This is a genomic window from Flavobacterium ginsenosidimutans, from assembly GCF_037478105.1.
GTDB classification, from domain to species: Bacteria; Bacteroidota; Bacteroidia; order Flavobacteriales; family Flavobacteriaceae; genus Flavobacterium; species Flavobacterium ginsenosidimutans.
This window is the reverse complement of sequence record NZ_CP147988.1, coordinates 1,458,371-1,479,322: the sequence shown is the minus strand read 5'-3', so window position 1 is coordinate 1,479,322 and position 20,952 is coordinate 1,458,371. Positions and strand designations below refer to the sequence as shown.

At 37.6% G+C, this 20,952-nt stretch carries 8 protein-coding genes; all 8 read left to right on the top strand.

The features are described from left to right. Nucleotides 1–3: 3 nt before the first annotated feature. A complete protein-coding gene (locus V6624_RS06620) occupies nt 4–549 on the top strand; it encodes a c-type cytochrome (protein WP_111287985.1) in 546 nt (181 codons plus the stop codon). Nucleotides 550–576: 27 nt separating this feature from the next. After that, complete coding sequence (locus V6624_RS06615) at nt 577–1,971, top strand: quinol:cytochrome C oxidoreductase (RefSeq protein ID WP_338841332.1); 1,395 nt, start codon at nt 577–579, stop codon at nt 1,969–1,971. A gap of 19 nt (nt 1,972–1,990) precedes the next feature. Next, nucleotides 1,991–3,181, top strand: coding sequence for a cytochrome c oxidase subunit II (locus V6624_RS06610; protein ID WP_338841331.1), 1,191 nt, complete (start codon nt 1,991–1,993; stop codon nt 3,179–3,181). Between the two features lie 30 nt (nt 3,182–3,211). Further along, nucleotides 3,212–5,014, top strand: a complete 1,803-nt coding sequence (locus tag V6624_RS06605; protein WP_111287981.1) for a cytochrome c oxidase subunit I — start codon at nt 3,212–3,214, stop codon at nt 5,012–5,014. Between the two features lie 108 nt (nt 5,015–5,122). Further along, complete coding sequence (gene ruvB, locus V6624_RS06600) at nt 5,123–6,145, top strand: Holliday junction branch migration DNA helicase RuvB (protein ID WP_338841330.1); 1,023 nt, start codon at nt 5,123–5,125, stop codon at nt 6,143–6,145. Nucleotides 6,146–6,156: 11 nt separating this feature from the next. Further along, entirely contained in the window at nt 6,157–7,503 is a 1,347-nt protein-coding gene (locus V6624_RS06595) for a cytochrome P450 (protein WP_111287977.1), read from the top strand. After that, entirely contained in the window at nt 7,503–8,426 is a 924-nt protein-coding gene (queG, locus tag V6624_RS06590; RefSeq protein WP_111287975.1) for a tRNA epoxyqueuosine(34) reductase QueG, read from the top strand. The genes V6624_RS06595 and queG overlap by 1 nt, the downstream gene beginning before the upstream one ends. A gap of 518 nt (nt 8,427–8,944) precedes the next feature. Beyond that, nucleotides 8,945–20,926, top strand: a complete 11,982-nt coding sequence (locus V6624_RS06585) for a gliding motility-associated C-terminal domain-containing protein (protein ID WP_338841328.1) — start codon at nt 8,945–8,947, stop codon at nt 20,924–20,926. Nucleotides 20,927–20,952 lie beyond the last annotated feature (26 nt).

The following is a 20,952-nucleotide window of genomic DNA, read 5'->3' as shown; positions in this document are numbered from 1 at the left end:
GCTATGAAAAGGATATATAAAATAACACTTTTAGTTGGTATAACTATTTTAGTTTCATCTTGCCACAATAATTCGGCACCGAACTATCAGTATTTCCCAAATATGTATGAATCTGTTGCTTACGAGCCATATACAGAAGCAAAAATATTTAAGGGAGGAAAAGAAGGACAGCTTCCTGTTGCAGGAACTATCAATAGAGGTTTTGAACCTTATGAATATGAAAATTCAACTGCTGGTTATGAATTAGCAAAAGCTAATTTGAAATCACCTTTGACTGAAGAAGAAAGAAATTCTGGAAAAGGTAAAGAGCTTTTTGAAATTTACTGTATTAGCTGCCATGGTGCTGCTGGTAATGGTAAAGGTAAATTGGTTGAAAGAGAGAAATTTCTTGGAGTACCTAGCTATAAAGACAGAGAGATCACTGAAGGAAGTATCTTTCATGTTGAGACTTATGGTTTAAATGCAATGGGTTCACATGCAAATCAATTAAGTGCTCACGAACGTTGGTTAGTTGCTGACTATGTTCTGAAACTAAAAAGCCAATTATAATTGTTGAACAAACTGATCGTAATAGATATGTATACATTTTCAAGTAAATTAAAAACTTTTTCTATCATCTTAATGGCCGTTGGTCTATTAGGAATTGGGTATGGTTTTTTAAGTGCACCAAAAGATATTCAAGAAGTTGAAAAAATACTAGCTGCAGATGAACATGGTTCTCATGGTGCGGCGCATGAAGAAAAAGCGGAGGCATCTCACAAAGAAGCAGGTCATCATGAGGCTGCTGAAGTTGCACATGACTCTCATAAAGGAGCTGAGCATGCAGAAGTTTCTGGTGCAAATGAGCACGAAAAACATTTAGAGCACGTATTGCACCAATTGCAAAATAAGCCTTGGTCTGCTGTATATGTAGCTTGTATTTTCTTTTTATTGCTTTCAATGGGGGTTTTAGCTTTTTATGCTATTCAACAAGTAGCTCAAGCAGGATGGTCTCCAGTTTTATTTAGAGTTATGCAAGGTATAACAGCATATTTGCCTGCTGGTTCTATAATCTTCTTTATACTTTTAGTATTATGTGGATTACATTTTAATCATATCTTCGTATGGTTAGGAGAAGGTGTAACCGATCCTAAAAGTCCAAATTATGATGCTATCATTGCTGGAAAATCAGGATATTTAAACTTTCCTTTCTGGATTGCAAGAGCATTTATCTTTTTATTAGGATGGAATATCTACCGTCATTTTTCTAGAAAAAACTGTTTAGCACAAGATGAAGCAAATGATGATCTTTACTACAAAAAGAATTTCAAAGCATCTGCGGGATTCTTAGTATTCTTTATTGTTTCTGAGTCTATTATGTCTTGGGACTGGATTATGTCTTTTGATCCACATTGGTTTAGTACTTTATTTGGATGGTATGTATTTGCTTCTTTCTTTGTAAGCGGTATTACAACTATTGCATTAGTAACTATCTATTTAAAGTCAAAAGGTTATTTAGAGTATGTTAATACTAGCCACATTCACGATTTAGCTAAATTTATGTTTGGTATTAGTGTTTTCTGGACTTATTTATGGTTCTCTCAGTTCATGTTGATCTGGTATGCTAACATTCCAGAGGAGGTAACTTATTTTGTAACAAGAATTCAGTTATATAACCTTCCTTTCTTTGGAGCGGTTGTTATGAACTTTGTTTTCCCATTATTAATATTAATCAATACTGACTTTAAACGTCTTAACTGGGTTATTGTTATGGCTGGTGTTGTGATATTATTAGGTCATTATGTTGATTTCTTTAATATGATCATGCCTGGTACAGTAGGAGACAAATGGTTTATTGGAGTTCCTGAAATTGCATCGATTCTTTTCTTCTTAGGTTTATTTATATTTGTTGTATTTACTGCATTAACTAAATCTCCTTTGCTTGCAAAAAGAAATCCTTTCATCGAAGAAAGTAAACATTTTCATTATTAATATTTAAAGAAGTAAACAGATGACAAGTTTGTTGGTAATTATAGTTTTAGTTTTATTAGCAGTTGCATTATGGCAATTGACCAAGATATTTGATCTTACACAGGTTGGAGCTTCTTCGGACGATTCTCAAGTTGCATCAGATAATGATAATAATATTCAAGGGTATGTTATGTTTGGCTTCTTGGCATTCATATATATATTTACGATTTACGGTTTACTAAAATGGGGAGGTTTAGCACTTCATACGCCTGCTTCAGAGCATGGACTTTTAGTGGATAATTTAATGAATATTACTTGGGTTTTAATTTTTTTAGTTCAATTTATTACACAAGGTTTACTATACTGGTTTTCTTTTAAAAATAGAGGAAATAAAGATAAAAAAGCATTATTTTTTGCTGATAGTAATAAATTAGAAGCAATCTGGAGTATTATTCCATCTGTAGTTTTAGCTTGTTTAATTCTTTACGGATTGTACGCTTGGAATAACATTATGTTCGTTGATAAAGATGAAGATGTAATCGAAATCGAATTATATGCTCAGCAATTTAAATGGACTGCGAGATACTCTGGACAAGATAACGTTTTAGGTAAAGCTAACGTTCGTTTAATCGAAGGAGTAAATACTTTAGGGGTTGATATGTCAGATCCTAATGCTCAAGATGATATCGTAGTTTCAGAATTGCATATTCCTAAAGGTAAAAAAGTTCACTTTAAAATGCGTTCTCAGGATGTATTGCACTCAGCTTACTTCCCACACTTTAGAGCTCAAATGAACTGTGTTCCAGGTATGGTTACTGAATTTGCTTTCGTTCCAACTTACACTACTGCAGAATATAGAGAGTTGCCATTTATGGTTGAAAAAGTTGCAAACATCAACAAACTTAGAGCTGAAAAAAGTAATGAGTTAGTTGCGAAAGGCGGAACAGCTTTAGATCCTTATACATTTGACTACTTATTATTATGTAACAAAATTTGTGGAGCTTCACACTATAACATGCAAATGAAAGTAGTAGTTGATACTCCAGAAGATTACAAAAAATGGTTAAGTGAAAAAACTACTTTAGCTCAGGATATTAAAGCTGCAAAAGCTGCTGAGAAACCAGCTGAAGGAGCTGCACCAACTACAGATACTGCTGCAAAAGTAATTGACACTGTTAAAACTGTTGTTGATACAGTTAAAGCAGCTGTAGCTAAAGTTGCGATGAAATAATATTATTAAGAAAATTTAAAGTACAAATATATGTCAGCAGAAGCGCACGGTCACGATCACGGACACGATCACGAGCACGAACATCATCATAAAGACACGTTCATTACTAAATATATTTTTAGTATTGATCACAAAATGATTGCTAAACAATACTTGATTACTGGTATTGTAATGGGAGTAATTGGGATTGCAATGTCCTTGCTTTTTAGAATGCAATTAGCGTGGCCAGAAGAGTCTTTCAAAATATTTAATGTTTTATTAGGAGATAAATTTGCACCTGATGGTGTAATGGCAAATGATATTTATCTAGCTTTAGTTACAATTCACGGTACCATCATGGTATTCTTTGTACTGACGGCAGGTTTAAGTGGAACGTTCAGTAACTTATTGATTCCGCTTCAAATTGGGGCAAGAGATATGGCATCTGGATTTATGAATATGATTTCATACTGGTTGTTTTTCTTATCAGCTGTTGTAATGTTATGTTCTTTATTTGTTGAAGCTGGACCAGCATCTGCAGGATGGACAATTTACCCTCCTTTAAGTGCATTGCCACAAGCAATTCCAGGATCAGGAACAGGTATGACACTATGGTTAGTATCTATGGCTATTTTCATCGCATCTTCTTTGATGGGATCTTTAAATTACATTGTTACTGTACTTAACTTAAGAACTAAAGGAATGTCTATGACTAGACTTCCGCTTACAATCTGGACATTTTTCGTAACAGCTATTATTGGTGTTATTTCGTTCCCAGTTTTATTATCTGCAGCTTTATTATTGATTTTTGATAGAAGTTTTGGTACTTCATTCTTCTTATCTGATATCTATATTGCAGGAGAGGTTTTACACTACCAAGGAGGTTCTCCAGTATTGTTTGAGCACTTATTCTGGTTCTTAGGACACCCTGAGGTTTACATCGTAATCTTACCAGCGATGGGACTTGTTTCAGAAATTATGGCTACAAATGCTCGTAAACCAATTTTTGGTTATAGAGCGATGATTATGTCAGTTCTTGCAATTGCATTCTTATCAACTATCGTTTGGGGCCACCACATGTTTATTTCAGGTATGAATCCTTTCTTAGGATCTGTGTTTACTTTTACAACTTTATTGATTGCAATTCCATCTGCTGTAAAAGCATTTAACTGGATTACAACTTTATGGAAAGGTAACTTACAATTTAACCCTGCAATGTTATTCTCTATCGGAATGGTTTCTACTTTCATCACTGGAGGTTTAACAGGGATCATTTTAGGAGATAGTACTTTAGATATTAACGTTCACGATACTTACTTCGTAATTGCTCACTTTCACTTAGTAATGGGTATCTCTGCACTTTACGGAATGTTTGCTGGTATTTACCACTGGTTCCCTAAAATGTACGGAAAAATGTTAAACAAAAACTTAGGTTATATCCACTTCTGGGTAACTGCAGTTTGTGCTTATGGAGTTTTCTTCCCAATGCACTTTATCGGATTAGCTGGTTTACCAAGACGTTACTATACTAACACAAACTTCCCATTATTTGATGATTTACAAAATGTGAATGTTTTAATTACAACATTTGCTCTTGTAGGAGGTGCGTTCCAATTAGTATTCTTATACAACTTCTTTAGCAGTATTTTCTACGGTAAAAAAGCAGTTCAGAACCCATGGAGATCTACAACTTTAGAGTGGACTACTCCAGTTGAACATATCCACGGAAACTGGCCAGGAGAAATTCCTCATGTATATCGTTGGCCGTATGACTACAGTAACCCAAATCATGATGTAGATTTTGTTCCTCAAAATGTACCAATGAAAGAAGGTGAAGAAGTTTTACACCACTAAAAAATAATAAAAAGACTGTCAGAGATGACAGTCTTTTTTGTTTAGTTAAAGTTTTAAACGTTCAGTTCAACTGTTTTACAAACTGATTAGTTTATATATCTTTGTAGGATGAATGAAAATCTAGATCCTACTACTAAAGGATATAACTCAGAAGAGTTAGATCTTGAAAAAAGATTGCGTCCGCTGTCATTTGATGATTTTGCTGGACAAGATCAAGTTTTGGAAAATTTAAAAGTCTTTGTTGCTGCTGCTAATCAACGTGGTGAAGCACTTGATCATGCTCTTTTTCATGGTCCTCCTGGTCTTGGGAAAACTACTTTGGCTAACATTTTAGCTAATGAACTACAAGTTGGTATCAAGATTACTTCAGGGCCGGTATTAGATAAACCTGGGGATTTAGCAGGATTGCTAACAAACTTAGATGAAAGAGATGTTTTGTTCATTGATGAAATTCATCGATTAAGTCCAGTAGTTGAGGAATATTTGTATTCTGCAATGGAAGACTTTAAGATTGATATTATGATTGAATCTGGTCCGAATGCAAGAACAGTGCAAATTAATTTGAATCCCTTTACTTTAATTGGAGCAACTACTCGATCTGGATTATTAACGGCTCCAATGCGCGCCCGTTTCGGAATATCTTCACGTTTACAATATTATACTACAGAACTTTTGACAACAATTGTTGAAAGAAGTGCATCTATTATAAAAATGCCTATTGATCTAGCAGCGGCAATTGAAATTGCAGGAAGAAGCCGTGGAACTCCTCGTATCGCAAATGCGTTGCTAAGAAGGGTTCGTGATTTCGCCCAAATTAAAGGAAATGGTAGAATTGATCTAGAAATTTCTAGATATGCTTTAAAAGCTCTAAATGTAGATGCTCATGGTCTAGATGAAATGGATAATAAAATATTATTAACTATTATTAATAAATTTAAAGGCGGTCCAGTTGGGCTTTCAACTTTAGCAACTGCTGTGAGTGAAAGTAGCGAAACAATCGAAGAAGTATATGAGCCTTTTTTAATTCAAGAAGGATTTATTATGCGAACACCTCGTGGTAGAGAAGTTACAGACAAAGCATATAAACATCTTGGAAAAGTTAATATTAATAATCAGGGAGAATTGTTTTAGTTTTGATATAAATGTCTGTTAAAAGAAAATATAATTATCCCCCAAAACTATCTATTTTAAGATTTTTTATTGATGCGGAAGGAATTCGTAGAAATCCAATCCCGTATCATACAAAGTATTTTGATAATTTTGGTGATTCGTTTTCTATTAGAATTGGAAAATCAAAGTACATCATTTTATCAAGAGATAATGATGTAGCACAATACATTTTACAGAAAAACCAAAAGAATTATCACAAATCAAAATTTCAGTCAGTTTATTTGTCTAAATATTTAGGAAAAGGTCTTCTAACTGTTGACGGTGAATTTTGGTTAAAACAAAGAAGACTTATTCAGCCTGCTTTTCATAAACAGAAGATGAATCAGCTGGTCGAAAATATGAAACTTACGATTATTTCAGAATTAGAAACAATTGTAAAAGATGAAAAAATGGATCTTTTTCCTGTTATGAGCGAATTAGCTTTTAACGTTGTAGCTAAATCATTGTTTCAATTTTCTATTACCGAAGAAAAACTAGATAGAATTAAGTATATTATTGAAGCAGTTCAGAATTTTTTAATTAAAGAAATCAGACTGCCTCATAAAGCTTGGTGGTTTTCGGTGAGTGGTCAAGTAAAAAAGCATCTTCAGTTGGCTAAAGAAAATAATAAAATTATTCGAGGTCTAATTGAAGAAAGAGTTTCCTCTAAAAATGAGGTGAACGATTTGCTTAATATGCTTTTGGAAACTCGCTACGAAGATACTGGCGAAGGAATGTCAATTGAACAATTAATTGATGAGATAAAAATTCTTTTTATTGCTGGACATGAAACAACTGCAAATGCTTTAACTTTTACATTGTATTTATTGGGAAATCATCCTGATGTACAACAAAGTATATTTGAAGAGGTTCTTAATGCTGAATCTGAAACGGAGAATATTGTGGAACAGCTTCAGAAAATGCCCTATATAAATGCTGTTTTAAATGAATCTATGCGTTTATATCCGCCAGCTTGGATTACAGATAGACAAAATGTTGAAGATGATGCTTTAGGAACATTTAATATAAAAAAAGATACTCTGATTGGGGTTTCTTTTTATGAGTTGCATCGAAATCCGAAGTACTGGAAGAACCCAGATCACTTTGATCCCAATCGTTTTTTAGGGGAACAAAAGAAGCATTCTATGCAATATTTTTATCCCTTTGGAGCAGGACCAAGGATGTGCATTGGTGCTGGTTTTGCCATTTACGAAATGTGTTTGGCAATTTCTTATATTGTCAAAAAATATAAAATTGTTTCAATGGGTAATACGATCAATTTTAATCCCTTAATTACCCTAAAACCTGTTGGACTTGAAGTCGTTTTTTCTGAAAGGTAATGATAAATTCTAAAGAGAAATATTCGAAATTTATTAAAGATGAAGCGAAAAGACTTGGTTTTCTTTCTTGTGGGATATCCAAAGCAGGTTTTTTGGAACAAGAAGCGCCTCGACTTGAAAACTGGTTGAAGAATAATCGTAATGGTCAAATGGCTTATATGGAAAATCATTTTGACAAGCGTTTAGATCCAACTTTGTTAGTTGATGATGGTAAAAGTGTTGTATCTCTTTTGCTTAATTATTATCCCGATTCATTGCAGAATGATGAAAGTTTTAAAATTTCAAAATATGCTTACGGACAAGATTACCATTTTGTAATTAAAGATAAATTGAAGGAGCTTCTTCATTCTATTCAAGAAAATATTGGGGAAGTTTCTGGACGTGCTTTTGTAGATTCAGCGCCAGTTTTAGATAAAGCTTGGGCAGCCAAAAGCGGACTTGGCTGGATTGGAAAAAACAGCAATTTAATTACTCAAAAAGTAGGTTCTTTTTACTTCATCGCGGAGTTAATTATTGATTTAGAATTAGAATATGATCATGCGGTAACAGATCACTGTGGTACTTGCACAGCCTGCATAGATGCTTGTCCTACACAAGCTATTGTGGCCCCTTATATAGTTGACGGTAGTAAATGTATTTCTTATTACACTATCGAATTAAAAGAGAACCTTCCTAATGAAATGAAAGGAAAATTTGATGAATGGATGTTTGGATGTGATACCTGCCAAGATGTTTGTCCATGGAATCGATTTTCTAAACCACATTCAGAACCTCTATTTAATCCAAACCCAGATTTACTTTCTTTTACTAAAAAAGACTGGATGGAAATCACTGAAGAAACTTTTAAACTTGTTTTTAAAAATTCACCTATCAAAAGAACAAAATTTGAAGGTTTAAAACGTAATATTAAATTTTTAGAGTAGAAATGTTAAGTTTTTAGTCTTTATTTTTTAATTTATTGTTTTTCAGTGTTTTAAAATAATTAATTCAAGTAAAATCTTATTTTTTTATCTTACGATTTATTGCTGTTTTGTCAATATATTCTGTAAGAATGCATTTTATTGATAATTATTTAAGACTTTTTGACTCATTCGTTATTAATTTCCTACATTTTTTAACTTAAAAATGCTTCAGCATTTGTTAAAAACTGTTGTTCGACGAGTTTATCTGCATTTTGTCGGAATAATGTAGTTCTAATACATTCCCTAATATACTTTCGCACTTCCAATCTACTAATTTATAACCTAATAGACTTTTTTAAGTCTTTTTTACTATATGTCAATGGTCAACATAATTTCATTTTTATGTGTTTGTCTTGAAAAAGCTTTTTCAAGTTTTTTTAAATCCATTTTATCTTTTTTCACGTATCTCACCAATATGCTAAAAACAATCATCTGTTTTTTAGTGTCTTATATTTCTGTTCCACAAACTCAAGTTGTCTATGCGTAACTTTACTTTTCGAAAGCCTTGTTTTTCCAGGCTAACTTTTCTTTTTGTTTTTTTATTACTAACCGCTTATAGCGCTTCGGCTCAATTTTATACGAAACACTATATTGCTCCAGCTCCTTGGCAGTATTTTAACAATGCTAATGAAATTGTTATAGCAACAAATTCTACAACTAGTGTAAACATTACTGTATCAAAAAGTGATGGGACATTAGTAACTAGTCTTACAGCAATTAAAGGAACTCCCGCTGTATACAGATTTTCTGGCACTCCAAGTACAACAAAGGCGTATGCTTTTAATACTGTTTTAAACGGTGCAGGATTAATTGTAGAAGGTAGTGCTCCAGTGTCTATTAATTTAAGAAACGTCGCTTCTGATGCTTTATCGGGTACTGATGTAGATAAGGATATCAAAGGAAATGCTGCTTTAACTAGTTTTGGAGATGCAGGACTTGGAATAAGATTTAGAGTAGGATATTATAGAGACGGGTCTTTAGGAAATTTTAATAATTACGGAGATCAGCGTCCTATTTATAGTATTATGGCTACCGTTAATAATACTACAATAAAAATTAATAATACTGTTACCACTACTTTAAATGCTGGGCAGAGTTATTTATTTAAAGCAGCAATAGGAACGTTGGTTGAATCTTCGAATCCTATTGTAATGAACACATCGGCTGCGATTGATACTCCAGGTGGTTGTGGGGATAGTGCATACAATCAGATTCCGCCTGAGGCTGTTTTGGGAACAGAATATTTTTTGGAAAGAGGAACGGGTAATAGTACAGCAGAACAGACTACTGTAGTAGCAACAAAAGATAATACAGTTGTAAAAGTTGAAGGATATTCTACTACTGGAGCATTGGTAACTACAAATACAGTTACTTTAGCGCAGGCAGGTCAGTTTTATACTTTTGTGAACGGTTCAAATAGCACCAATTTTACAGCCTCACATATCGTTGCTGATAAAAGAGTGGCTGTATATTCAGGTACAGCACAAGGCTGTGAGGTTGATATTTCAACTATTGCACCAGTTTCTGAATGTGGGGGATCCAATTTTATAGAGACAGCAAAATTTAGAAATTATAATTCAGGAACATTAGATTATTTTGGATACATTCTTTTAAGAAGTGCCACAGATATTGTAACTGTAAATGGTACCAATATTGCCAACATATCTGGTGTTGGGGCTCGTTATCAGATAGGAACAACAGGTTGGTATATTATCAATTTTAATAGTGTTCAGATAGGAAGTCCGGAATATCTTTCAATTGCCAGTGATGCTAAATTAACAGTTTCGATTGTACAACAGGCAGGAGGATTCTCTATGGCAGGGTTTTTCTCAAATTTTGCAGCACAGCCAGATGATCCAGGACTTACTTATATTTCTGGAGGAGGCTGTACTAATAACACAGCAGAACTAACAACACCAACAGGTTTTGCGCCATATCAATGGTATTATAATGGAACTGCTATTAGCGGAGCTAATTCTGCAACATATACCGCTACAAAAACAGGAGCTTACTCGGTTTCTTCTACTTTAGTTTGTGGAAGCCAAACCCAGTCAAAAGCAGTAAATGTTACATTATGTACCGATTTAGGAATTACTAAAACTGTTGATAATGCAGTGCCTTGTCCAGGATCGAATGTAGAGTTTACTGTGAAAGTAAGTAATTTAGGAGGTAATAATGTTTCAGGAGTTTCTGTAACTGATTTACTTCCTTCGGGATATACTTACGTTAGTTCAACACCATCAGTAGGGGCTTATGATTCAGGAACAGGTATCTGGAGTATTGGTGATGTTGAGGCGCAAACATCAATGACATTAAAAATTGTTGCTACAGTAAATGCGTCTGGAAATTATACTAATACAGCATCATTGCCAACCGCGATTGATACAAACACAGCAAACAATTCTGCGAGTGCAGCTGTAAATCCAAAAACAGCAAATCTTGTTGTAACCAATCCAGCAGCAGTTTGCTCGCCTTCAACAGTTGATTTAACAGCTTCTGCCGTAACAGCAGGAAGTTCTTCAAATCTAACGTTTTCATATTGGACAAATGCGGCAGCGACAGCAGCATTATCATCGCCAAACGCTGTAACGACTTCAGGAACTTATTACATAAAAGCTCTTTCTTCTGATGGGTGTTCGGTTGTAAAATCAGTTGTAGTAACAATTAATCCGCTACCTAATACGCCTGTAATTAATGTGAATTCAGGACAAGCTTCATGTACAAGTTCAGGTAATGCGGTACTAAGGGCTACTGGAAATGCGAGTTCGTATAATGGAACGGGTTATTTATGGTCTAATGGTGAAACTACCAGAAGTATTACAATAACGAGTGAAGGAACTTATTCATTAAAAATAATAAATAGTTCAGGATGTGCTAGTGCCAGTTCAAATTCAATAACTGTAACTTTTTCACCTGAAGCGCCAACTGCTTCATCTCAAACATTTTGTTCTTCTGAAAATAAAAAAGTAAGTGATTTAGTTGCTACAGGAATTAGTCTAAAATGGTATAATGCTAATAATGGGGGAACGCAGTATGCATCAACAGCATCATTGGCTACTGGAACATATTATGTGAGCCAAACTTCAGCAAATGGCTGCGAAAGTTCAAGAACTGCAGTATCAGTAACTGTGAATTCAAAATCTTCAGCACCAGTTGCTGCAGCTTCACAGTCATTTTGTGCTGCGGACAATAGTACAGTTAATAATTTGCAAGCAACAGGAACTAATATAAAATGGTACAATGTATCTTCAAACGGTACAGCACTTTCAGCATCGCAAGCTTTGACTAATGGAGATTATTATGTTAGCCAGACTGCGAACAGCTGTGGAGAAAGTGATAGAACTAAGGTTACAGTTACGATAAATACAATACCATCAGCACCTACGGTTTCTGCGCAAACATTTTGTGCAATTGATAATAAAAAAGTTAGTGATTTAACACCTTCAGGAACAGCTTATAAATGGTATAACGCAGCTACAGGTGGTACTTTATATGCAGGAACAGAAACGTTATCTTCAGGAAACTATTTTGTGAGCCAAAGTAATAGCTGTGGAGAGAGTTCAAGAACTCAAGCAACAGTTACCGTAAATAATACAGCTGCACCAACAGCATCAGCGCAATCATTCTGTTATCCAGATGCTAAAAAGGTAAGCGAATTGGTTGCAACAGGATCAAATTTAAAATGGTATAATGCAATTACTGGAGGAACACAATATTCAGGAACTGAAATTTTATCTACAGGGAATTATTATGTAAGTCAGACACTAAATGGTTGCGAAAGTCAAAGAACTCAAGTAGCAGTTACTATAAATAATACAACTGCACCTACAGCTTCAGCTCAGACTTTCTGTACTGCTGATGCTAAAAAAGTTAGCGATTTAGTTGCAACAGGGTCTAACTTAAAATGGTATAATGCAAGTACTGGAGGAACGCAATATTTAGGAAGCGAAACTTTATCTTCTGGGAATTATTATGTGAGTCAGACACTTAACAGTTGTGAAAGTGCAAGAATTTTGGTAGCAGTTACAGTAAACCCTACGCCAGCAACGCCTACTATTTCAGCAGATGGAGCAACAACATTCTGTCAAGGCGGAAGTGTAACCTTAACTTCTACAGGCGGAAGTAGTTATCTGTGGTCCACAGGAGCAACTACACAATCAATTACTGTTTCTGCTTCTGGAAATTATACTGTTAAAGTAACAAATGCTTCTGGATGTCCTAGTGCAATTTCAGCGACAACAACTGTTACGGTTAATTCAGTACCTTTGGCACCGACCGCATCAGCGCAGTCATTCTGTTCGGCAGACAGCAGAACTGTAGCCAATTTACAGCCATCGGGAAGCGCCTATAAATGGTATGATGCTTCGTCAGGCGGAAGTGCTTTGGCAGGAACAGATGCGCTTTCAACAAAAACATATTACGTTAGCGAAATGCTAAACGGATGCGAAAGCGCAAGGACTTCGGTTGCCGTAACAGTAACCGCGACTCCTTCAGCACCGACAGCATCAGCACAGTCATTCTGTTCTGCGGATAATAGAACTGTAGCCAATTTGCAGCCATCGGGAAGCGCCTATAAATGGTATGATGCTTCGTCAGGCGGAAGCGCTTTGGCAGGAACAGATGCGCTTTCAACAAAAACATATTACGTTAGTGAGACATTAAACGGATGCGAGAGTGCAAGGACTTCGGTTGACGTAAAAGTCAATCCGACGCCATCGGCTCCATCAGCTTCAGCGCAGGTATTCTGCTCTTCAGAAAATAAAACGGTAAGCGATCTCACTGCTTCTGGAACAGGGCTAAAATGGTATAATGCTTCTACAGGCGGAACAGCGCTTGCGGGAACAGATGCTTTGGCAACAGGAACCTATTACGTAAGCCAGACTTCGGCAGAGGGATGCGAAAGCACAAGGACTTCAGTTGATGTGAAAGTTAATCTTACGCCATCGGCTCCATCGGCTTCGGCACAGGCATTCTGCTCTTCAGAAAATAAAACGGTAAGCGATCTCACTGCTTCTGGAACAGGCCTAAAATGGTATAATGCTTCTACAGGCGGAACAGCGCTTTTGGGAACAGATGCTTTGGCAACAGGAACCTATTACGTAAGCCAGACTTCGGCAGAGGGATGCGAAAGCACAAGGACTTCAGTTGATGTGAAAGTTAATCTTACGCCATCGGCTCCATCGGCTTCAGCGCAGACATTCTGCTCTTCAGAAAATAAAACGGTAAGCGATCTCACTGCTTCTGGAACAAGCCTAAAATGGTACAATGCTTCTACAGGCGGAAGTGCTTTGGCAGGAACAGATGCACTTTCAACAAAAACATATTACGTTAGCGAAACGCTAAACGGATGCGAAAGCGCTAGAACTTCGGTTGCCGTAACAGTAACAGCTACACCTTCAGCACCGACAGCATCAGCACAGTCATTCTGTTCAGCAGACAGCAGAACTGTAAGCAATTTACAGCCATCGGGAAGCGTATATAAATGGTATGATGCTTCGTCAGGCGGAAGCGCTTTGGCAGGAACAGATGCACTTTCAACAAAAACATATTACGTTAGCGAAACGCTAAACGGATGCGAGAGCGCAAGAACTTCAGTTGATGTAAAAGTTAATCCTACGCCATCGGCTCCATCGGCTTCAGCGCAGGCATTCTGCTCTTCAGAAAATAAAACGGTAAGCGATCTGACTGCTTCTGGAACAGGCTTAAAATGGTATAAAGCTTCCACAGGCGGAACAGCGCTTGCGGGAACGGATGCTTTGGCAACAGGAACCTATTACGTAAGCCAGACTTCGGCAGAGGGATGCGAAAGCACAAGGACTTCAGTTGATGTGAAAGTTAATCTTACGCCATCGGCTCCATCGGCTTCGGCACAGGCATTCTGCTCTTCAGAAAATAAAACGGTAAGCGATCTGACTGCTTCTGGAACAGGGCTAAAATGGTATAATGCTTCTACAGGCGGAACAGCGCTTTTGGGAACAGATGCTTTGGCAACAGGAACCTATTACGTAAGCCAGACTTCGGCAGAGGGATGCGAAAGCGCAAGGGCTTTGGTTGATGTGAAAATCAATCCTACGCCATCGGCTCCATCAGCTTCAGCACAGGCATTCTGCTCTTCAGAAAATAAAACGGTAAGCGATCTGACTGCTTCTGGAACAGGGCTAAAATGGTATAATGCTTCCACGGGCGGAACAGCGCTTGCAGGAACAGATGCTTTGGCAACAGGAACCTATTACGTAAGCCAGACTTCGGCAGAGGGATGCGAAAGCACAAGGACTTCAGTTGATGTGAAAGTTAATCTTATGCCATCGGCTCCATCGGCTTCAGCGCAGACATTCTGCTCTTCAGAAAATAAAACGGTAAGCGATCTCACTGCTTCTGGAACAAGCCTAAAATGGTACAATGCTTCTACAGGCGGAACAGCGCTTGCGGGGACGGATGCTTTGGCAACAGGAACCTATTACGTAAGCCAGACTTCGGCAGAGGGATGCGAGAGTCCAAGAACTTCGGTTGATGTGAAAGTTAATCTTACGCCATCGGCTTCATCGGCTTCATCGCAGACATTCTGCTCTTCAGAAAATAAAACGGTAAGCGATCTCACTGCTTCTGGAACAAGCCTAAAATGGTACAATGCTTCTACAGGCGGAACAGCGCTTGCGGGGACGGATGCTTTGGCAACAGGAACCTATTACGTAAGCCAGACTTCGGCAGAGGGATGCGAGAGTCCAAGAACTTCGGTTGATGTGAAAATCAATCCTACGCCATCGGCTCCATCAGCTTCAGCACAGGCATTCTGCTCTTCAGAAAATAAAACGGTAAGCGATCTGGCTGCTTCTGGAACAGGGCTAAAATGGTATAATGCTTCTACAGGCGGAACAGCGCTTGCGGGAACAGATGCTTTGGCAACAGGAACCTATTACGTAAGCCAGACTTCGGCAGAGGGATGCGAAAGCACAAGGGCTTTGGTTGATGTGAAAATCAATCCTACGCCATCGGCTCCATCAGCTTCAGCACAGGCATTCTGCTCTTCAGAAAATAAAACGGTAAGCGATCTGACTGCTTCTGGAACAGGGCTAAAATGGTATAATGCTTCCACGGGCGGAACAGCGCTTGCAGGAACAGATGCTTTGGCAACAGGAACCTATTACGTAAGCCAGACTTCGGCAGAGGGATGCGAAAGCACAAGGACTTCAGTTGATGTGAAAGTTAATCTTATGCCATCGGCTCCATCGGCTTCAGCGCAGACATTCTGCTCTTCAGAAAATAAAACGGTAAGCGATCTCACTGCTTCTGGAACAAGCCTAAAATGGTACAATGCTTCTACAGGCGGAACAGCGCTTGCGGGGACGGATGCTTTGGCAACAGGAACCTATTACGTAAGCCAGACTTCGGCAGAGGGATGCGAGAGTCCAAGAACTTCGGTTGATGTGAAAGTTAATCTTACGCCATCGGCTTCATCGGCTTCATCGCAGACATTCTGCTCTTCAGAAAATAAAACGGTAAGCGATCTCACTGCTTCTGGAACAAGCCTAAAATGGTACAATGCTTCTACAGGCGGAACAGCGCTTGCGGGGACGGATGCTTTGGCAACAGGAACCTATTACGTAAGCCAGACTTCGGCAGAGGGATGCGAGAGTCCAAGAACTTCGGTTGATGTGAAAATCAATCCTACGCCATCGGCTCCATCAGCTTCAGCACAGGCATTCTGCTCTTCAGAAAATAAAACGGTAAGCGATCTGGCTGCTTCTGGAACAGGGCTAAAATGGTATAATGCTTCTACAGGCGGAACAGCGCTTGCGGGAACAGATGCTTTGGCAACAGGAACCTATTACGTAAGCCAGACTTCGTCAGACGGATGTGAAAGCGCAAGAACTTCGGTTGATGTACAAATCTATTCTGTTCCAACTGTACCAACATTAAGTGCTATTACACAGCCAACATGTTTAACAGCTATGGGAAGCTTTATTATTAATAATTACAATTCGGCTTATACTTATACAATAACTCCTTCAACTGGAGTTACAAATAATGTGGGTACAATTACAGCGCCTACAGGAAGCTATACTATTTCGGTATCATCTAATGGATGCCCTTCTAGTGATGTAAGTTTTGTTATTAATTCAATTCTATGTGCAAATACTGACTCATTTGGAGTAAAAACTTCAGGCTCTTCAGCAATAAATGTTGGAAATGTTAAAACAAACGACACATTAAATGGGGTGGCCGTTACTAACTTAAATACAGTTGTAACAGTTCATAGCGATGGAGCATTAAGTGTTAATGCAGACGGAGAACTTACTCTTGCAACAAATACACCAAGTGGATCATATAGTATTACGTATGAAATCTGTGAAATAAATTCTTCAAATTGTAAAACGGCTACAGCCACAGTTGTAGTGGCTAATGAAATAAAAGCAGTTGTAGATACAATTACTTCAATTAATGGAAACATTGGAGGAACAACAGTATCGTTAACAGCAAATGATACTTTAAACGGAAATCCAGTTGTAATTGGGACTAACTCTGGACAAGTTACTCTAAATATTGTTGGTAGTTTACCAGCAGGGTTAATATTAAATACAAATGGAACTATTACAGTAAGTCCAAATACTCCAAAAGGAGATTATAATGTAGAATATGTAATATGTGAAGTGGGAGCCGTTCCAGCAAATTGTGATTCAGTTGTTTCAATTGTACCAGTTACGGCAGGAAATCTTGTTGCAAACGAGGATGAGATTCCATCAGCATCAGCTTCAAATGCGTCTCAGACTCTAGGAAATATTTTTACAAACGATACTAAAAACGGAAATCCGTTAGTTCCGTCAGATGTGAATATGAATGTGACTGTCGCAGATCCGAAAGGATATTTAACAGTGAGCTCAGACGGAAGCATTGTCTTAGCGCCAAATGCTCCTGCGGGAACTTACGAACTGACGTACACAATCTGCGAGAAGCTGAATCCGGCAAACTGCAGTTCGAATACTGTAAAAGTAACGGTTGGCCTTCCGGCAATTGATGCGGTTGCAGATGTGCCAACAGCTATCAATGGAAATATTGGAGGAACAACAGTATCACTAGCAGCAAATGATAAATTAAACGGAAATCCGGTTACAATCGGAAATAACGCGGGCGAGGCTTCGTTCACGATTATCGGAACACTTCCTTCAGGATTGACATTAAATCCAGATTATAGCATTAGCGTTGCGCCAAATACTCCAAAAGGAGATTATAATGTGGAATATAAAATCTGCGAAAATACGAATCCGACAAACTGCGATTCTGTAATTTCAGTGATAACGGTTACGGCAGGAAATCTTGTTACAAACGAGGATTTGATTCCATCAGCATCAGCTTCAAATGCATCTCAGACTCTAGGAAACATTTTTACAAACGATACTAAAAACGGAAATCCGTTAGTTCCGTCAGATGTGAATATGAATGTGACTGTCGCAGATCCGAAAGGATATTTAACAGTGAGCTCAGACGGAAGCATTGTCTTAGCGCCAAATGCTCCTGCGGGAACTTACGAACTGACGTACACAATCTGCGAGAAGCTGAATCCGGCAAACTGCAGTTCAAATACTGTGAAAGTAACGATTGGCCTTCCGGTAATTGATGCGGTTGCAGATACGCCTACAGCTATCAATGGAAATATTGGAGGAACAACGGTGTCATTAATTGCAAATGATAAATTAAACGGAAATCCGGTTGTGATCGGAAATAACGCGGGCGAGGCTTCGTTCACGATTATCGGAACACTTCCTTCAGGATTGACATTAAATTCAGATTATAGCATTAGCGTTGCGCCAAACACCCCAAAAGGAGATTATAATGTGGAATATAAAATCTGCGAAAACACGAATCCGACAAACTGCGATTCAGTGATTTCAGTGATAACGGTTACGGCAGGAAATCTTGTTGCAAACGAAGATGAGATTCCATCAGCATCAGCTTCAAATGCGTCTCAGACTTTAGGAAACATTTTTACAAATGATACTAAAAACGGAAATCCATTGGTGGCGTCAGATGTGAATATGAATGTGACTGTCGCAGATCCGAAAGGATATTTAACGGTAAGCCCAGACGGAAGCATTGTCCTAGCGCCAAATGCTCCTGCGGGAACTTACGGGCTTACATACACAATCTGCGAGAAGCTGAACCCAGCAAACTGCAGCTCAAATACTGTGAAAGTAACGGTTGGACTTCCAGCAATTGATGCGGTTGCAGATGCGCCGACAGCCATCAATGGAAATATTGGAGGAACAACGGTGTCATTAATTGCAAATGATAAATTAAACGGAAATCCGGTTGTGATTGGAAATAACGCGGGAGAGGCTTCGTTCACGATTATCGGAACACTTCCTTCAGGATTGACATTAAACGCTGACTATAGCATTACTGTTGCGCCAAACACTCCAAAAGGAGATTATAATGTGGAATATAAAATCTGCGAAAACACGAATCCGACAAACTGCGATTCAGTGATTTCAGTGATAACGGTTACGGCAGGAAATCTTGTTGCAAACGAAGATGTGATTCCATCAGCAGTTGGAGTAAATGTTTCTCAAACATTAATCAATGTTTTTGATAATGATGCAAAAGATGGAAATGCATTAATACCGTCAGATGTGAATCTAACAGTAAATACTGCCGATCCAAAAGGATATTTGACAGTTGATGCAGATGGAAATGTTATACTAGCTCCAAATGCACCTGCAGGAGAATATGAATTGATTTATACAATTTGTGAAAAATTAAATACAAACAACTGCAGTTCAAATAATGTGAAAGTTACAGTAAAGGAACCGAAAATGACAGTATCAGCAAACAGCTACTGTTCGAATAATGTTCCTTATGTTGATTATTCTGTGACTCCAGATAATTTCACAACAAGTAATTTATTAACAGTAAAATGGATCGATAGCAATAACAATGTTGTCGCAACACAGGCGAATTTATCTTTAAGCGGAACTCTTATTTGGCCAGGAGCTGTTGTTGATAGTAACGGAAATGGAGTTGATTGGCCAGGATGGATTTTGAATAACGGACAATGGACTGAAGGTGCTGACGGATTTGAAGCTACAAGAAATGGAGTTAAAATGGAGTTTTCATTAAACCCAACGGTAGTAGTTTCTGTAGCTTATCCAGCTGCGACGTCAGGTTGTAATGCACGTCCGACATTTGCAATTAAAGCGAATGATGATGAGGCTGGACCTATAGATGTGAAAAAAGGAATGGACGCTTCACTTAATATTTTTGCTAATGATATTTTAAACGGAGTTAAACCAAATGTTTCAGATATTATTTTGTCAACGATTACAGCTAATCCAAATCTAGTATTAAATGCAGACGGCTCGATCAATATTGCGGCAAATACACCAAGTGGAGTTTACGAATTGACCTATTCAATTTGTGAAGTTTCAAATCCATCAAATTGCAGTCAGGCAATAGTTAAGATTACAGTTGTAAATAGTGTTGATCCAACTGAACCAACAGCAGGTCAAATTACGTTGGAAGACGATAATATTAGTGTAGACGGAATTAATGGTTCTCTAGAATTTGTAAATGTTTTAGATAATGATTTAATAAACGGACAGCCTATCAATTCAGCAGATGTTACAGTTACACCTTTAACGACTGATTCTTATTTTGAATGGAATGCAGATGGAACCGTAAGTGTTAAGCCAAATACACCAGGAGGAAATTACACGTTGACTTATCAAGTTTGCGAAAAAGCAAATCCAACAAATTGTGCTACAGCTGTACTAAACGTTTTTGTTGAAGTTCCAGCAATCTCAGTTGTTAAAACAGCGGTTCTTAATGATGAAAACAAGGATAAATATGCTAATGCAGGTGAAACAATCACTTATAAGTTTACAATAACAAATACTGGAAATGTTCCCCTAGTTGGAATCACATTAAATGATCCGTTGCCAGGTGTTGTGGTTTCAGGACAGGCAATTAATTTGGGAGTGAACGAATCTAACGAAACAAATTTCACCGCAATTTACACCATAACTCAAGATGATATTAATAGAGGAAGTGTAAGCAATCAGGCAAGTGTGAAAGGAAGCAGTGTAAGAGGAGTTGTAGTAGAAGATCTATCAGACGATTCAAGAAATGATGGAGATAATCCTACTGTAATAGGTTTAAATGGATGTGTAATCGAAGTATTGAAAGCTTTCTCTCCAAATGGAGATCAGAAGAACTCGAGATTCTATATCAGAGGTATAGAATGTTATCCTGACAATACAGTAGAGATTTACAACCGTTGGGGAGTTCTGGTTTTCAACATTGATCAATATGATAATACAGATCGAGTTTTTCTTGGATATTCTAACGGACGTTCAACTGTTAAACAAACAGAAGGTCTGCCAGTGGGAACCTATTTCTACATTTTGAAATACAAAGACAACGCTCAAAACCCTCACGAAAAATCAGGTTACTTATACATTAATAAATAAATGGATTACGGCTTAGTCAAGGCTAA

Excerpts from the sequence above, each read along its gene's own strand:
- V6624_RS06620 (WP_111287985.1), top strand. The coding sequence starts at position 4 with ATGAAAAGGATATATAAAATAACACTTTTAGTTGGTATAACTATTTTA.
- V6624_RS06615 (WP_338841332.1), top strand. The coding sequence starts at position 577 with ATGTATACATTTTCAAGTAAATTAAAAACTTTTTCTATCATCTTAATG.
- V6624_RS06610 (WP_338841331.1), top strand. The coding sequence starts at position 1,991 with ATGACAAGTTTGTTGGTAATTATAGTTTTAGTTTTATTAGCAGTTGCA.
- V6624_RS06605 (WP_111287981.1), top strand. The coding sequence starts at position 3,212 with ATGTCAGCAGAAGCGCACGGTCACGATCACGGACACGATCACGAGCAC.
- ruvB (WP_338841330.1), top strand. The coding sequence starts at position 5,123 with ATGAATGAAAATCTAGATCCTACTACTAAAGGATATAACTCAGAAGAG.
- V6624_RS06595 (WP_111287977.1), top strand. The coding sequence starts at position 6,157 with ATGTCTGTTAAAAGAAAATATAATTATCCCCCAAAACTATCTATTTTA.
- queG (WP_111287975.1), top strand. The coding sequence starts at position 7,503 with ATGATAAATTCTAAAGAGAAATATTCGAAATTTATTAAAGATGAAGCG.
- V6624_RS06585 (WP_338841328.1), top strand. The coding sequence starts at position 8,945 with ATGCGTAACTTTACTTTTCGAAAGCCTTGTTTTTCCAGGCTAACTTTT.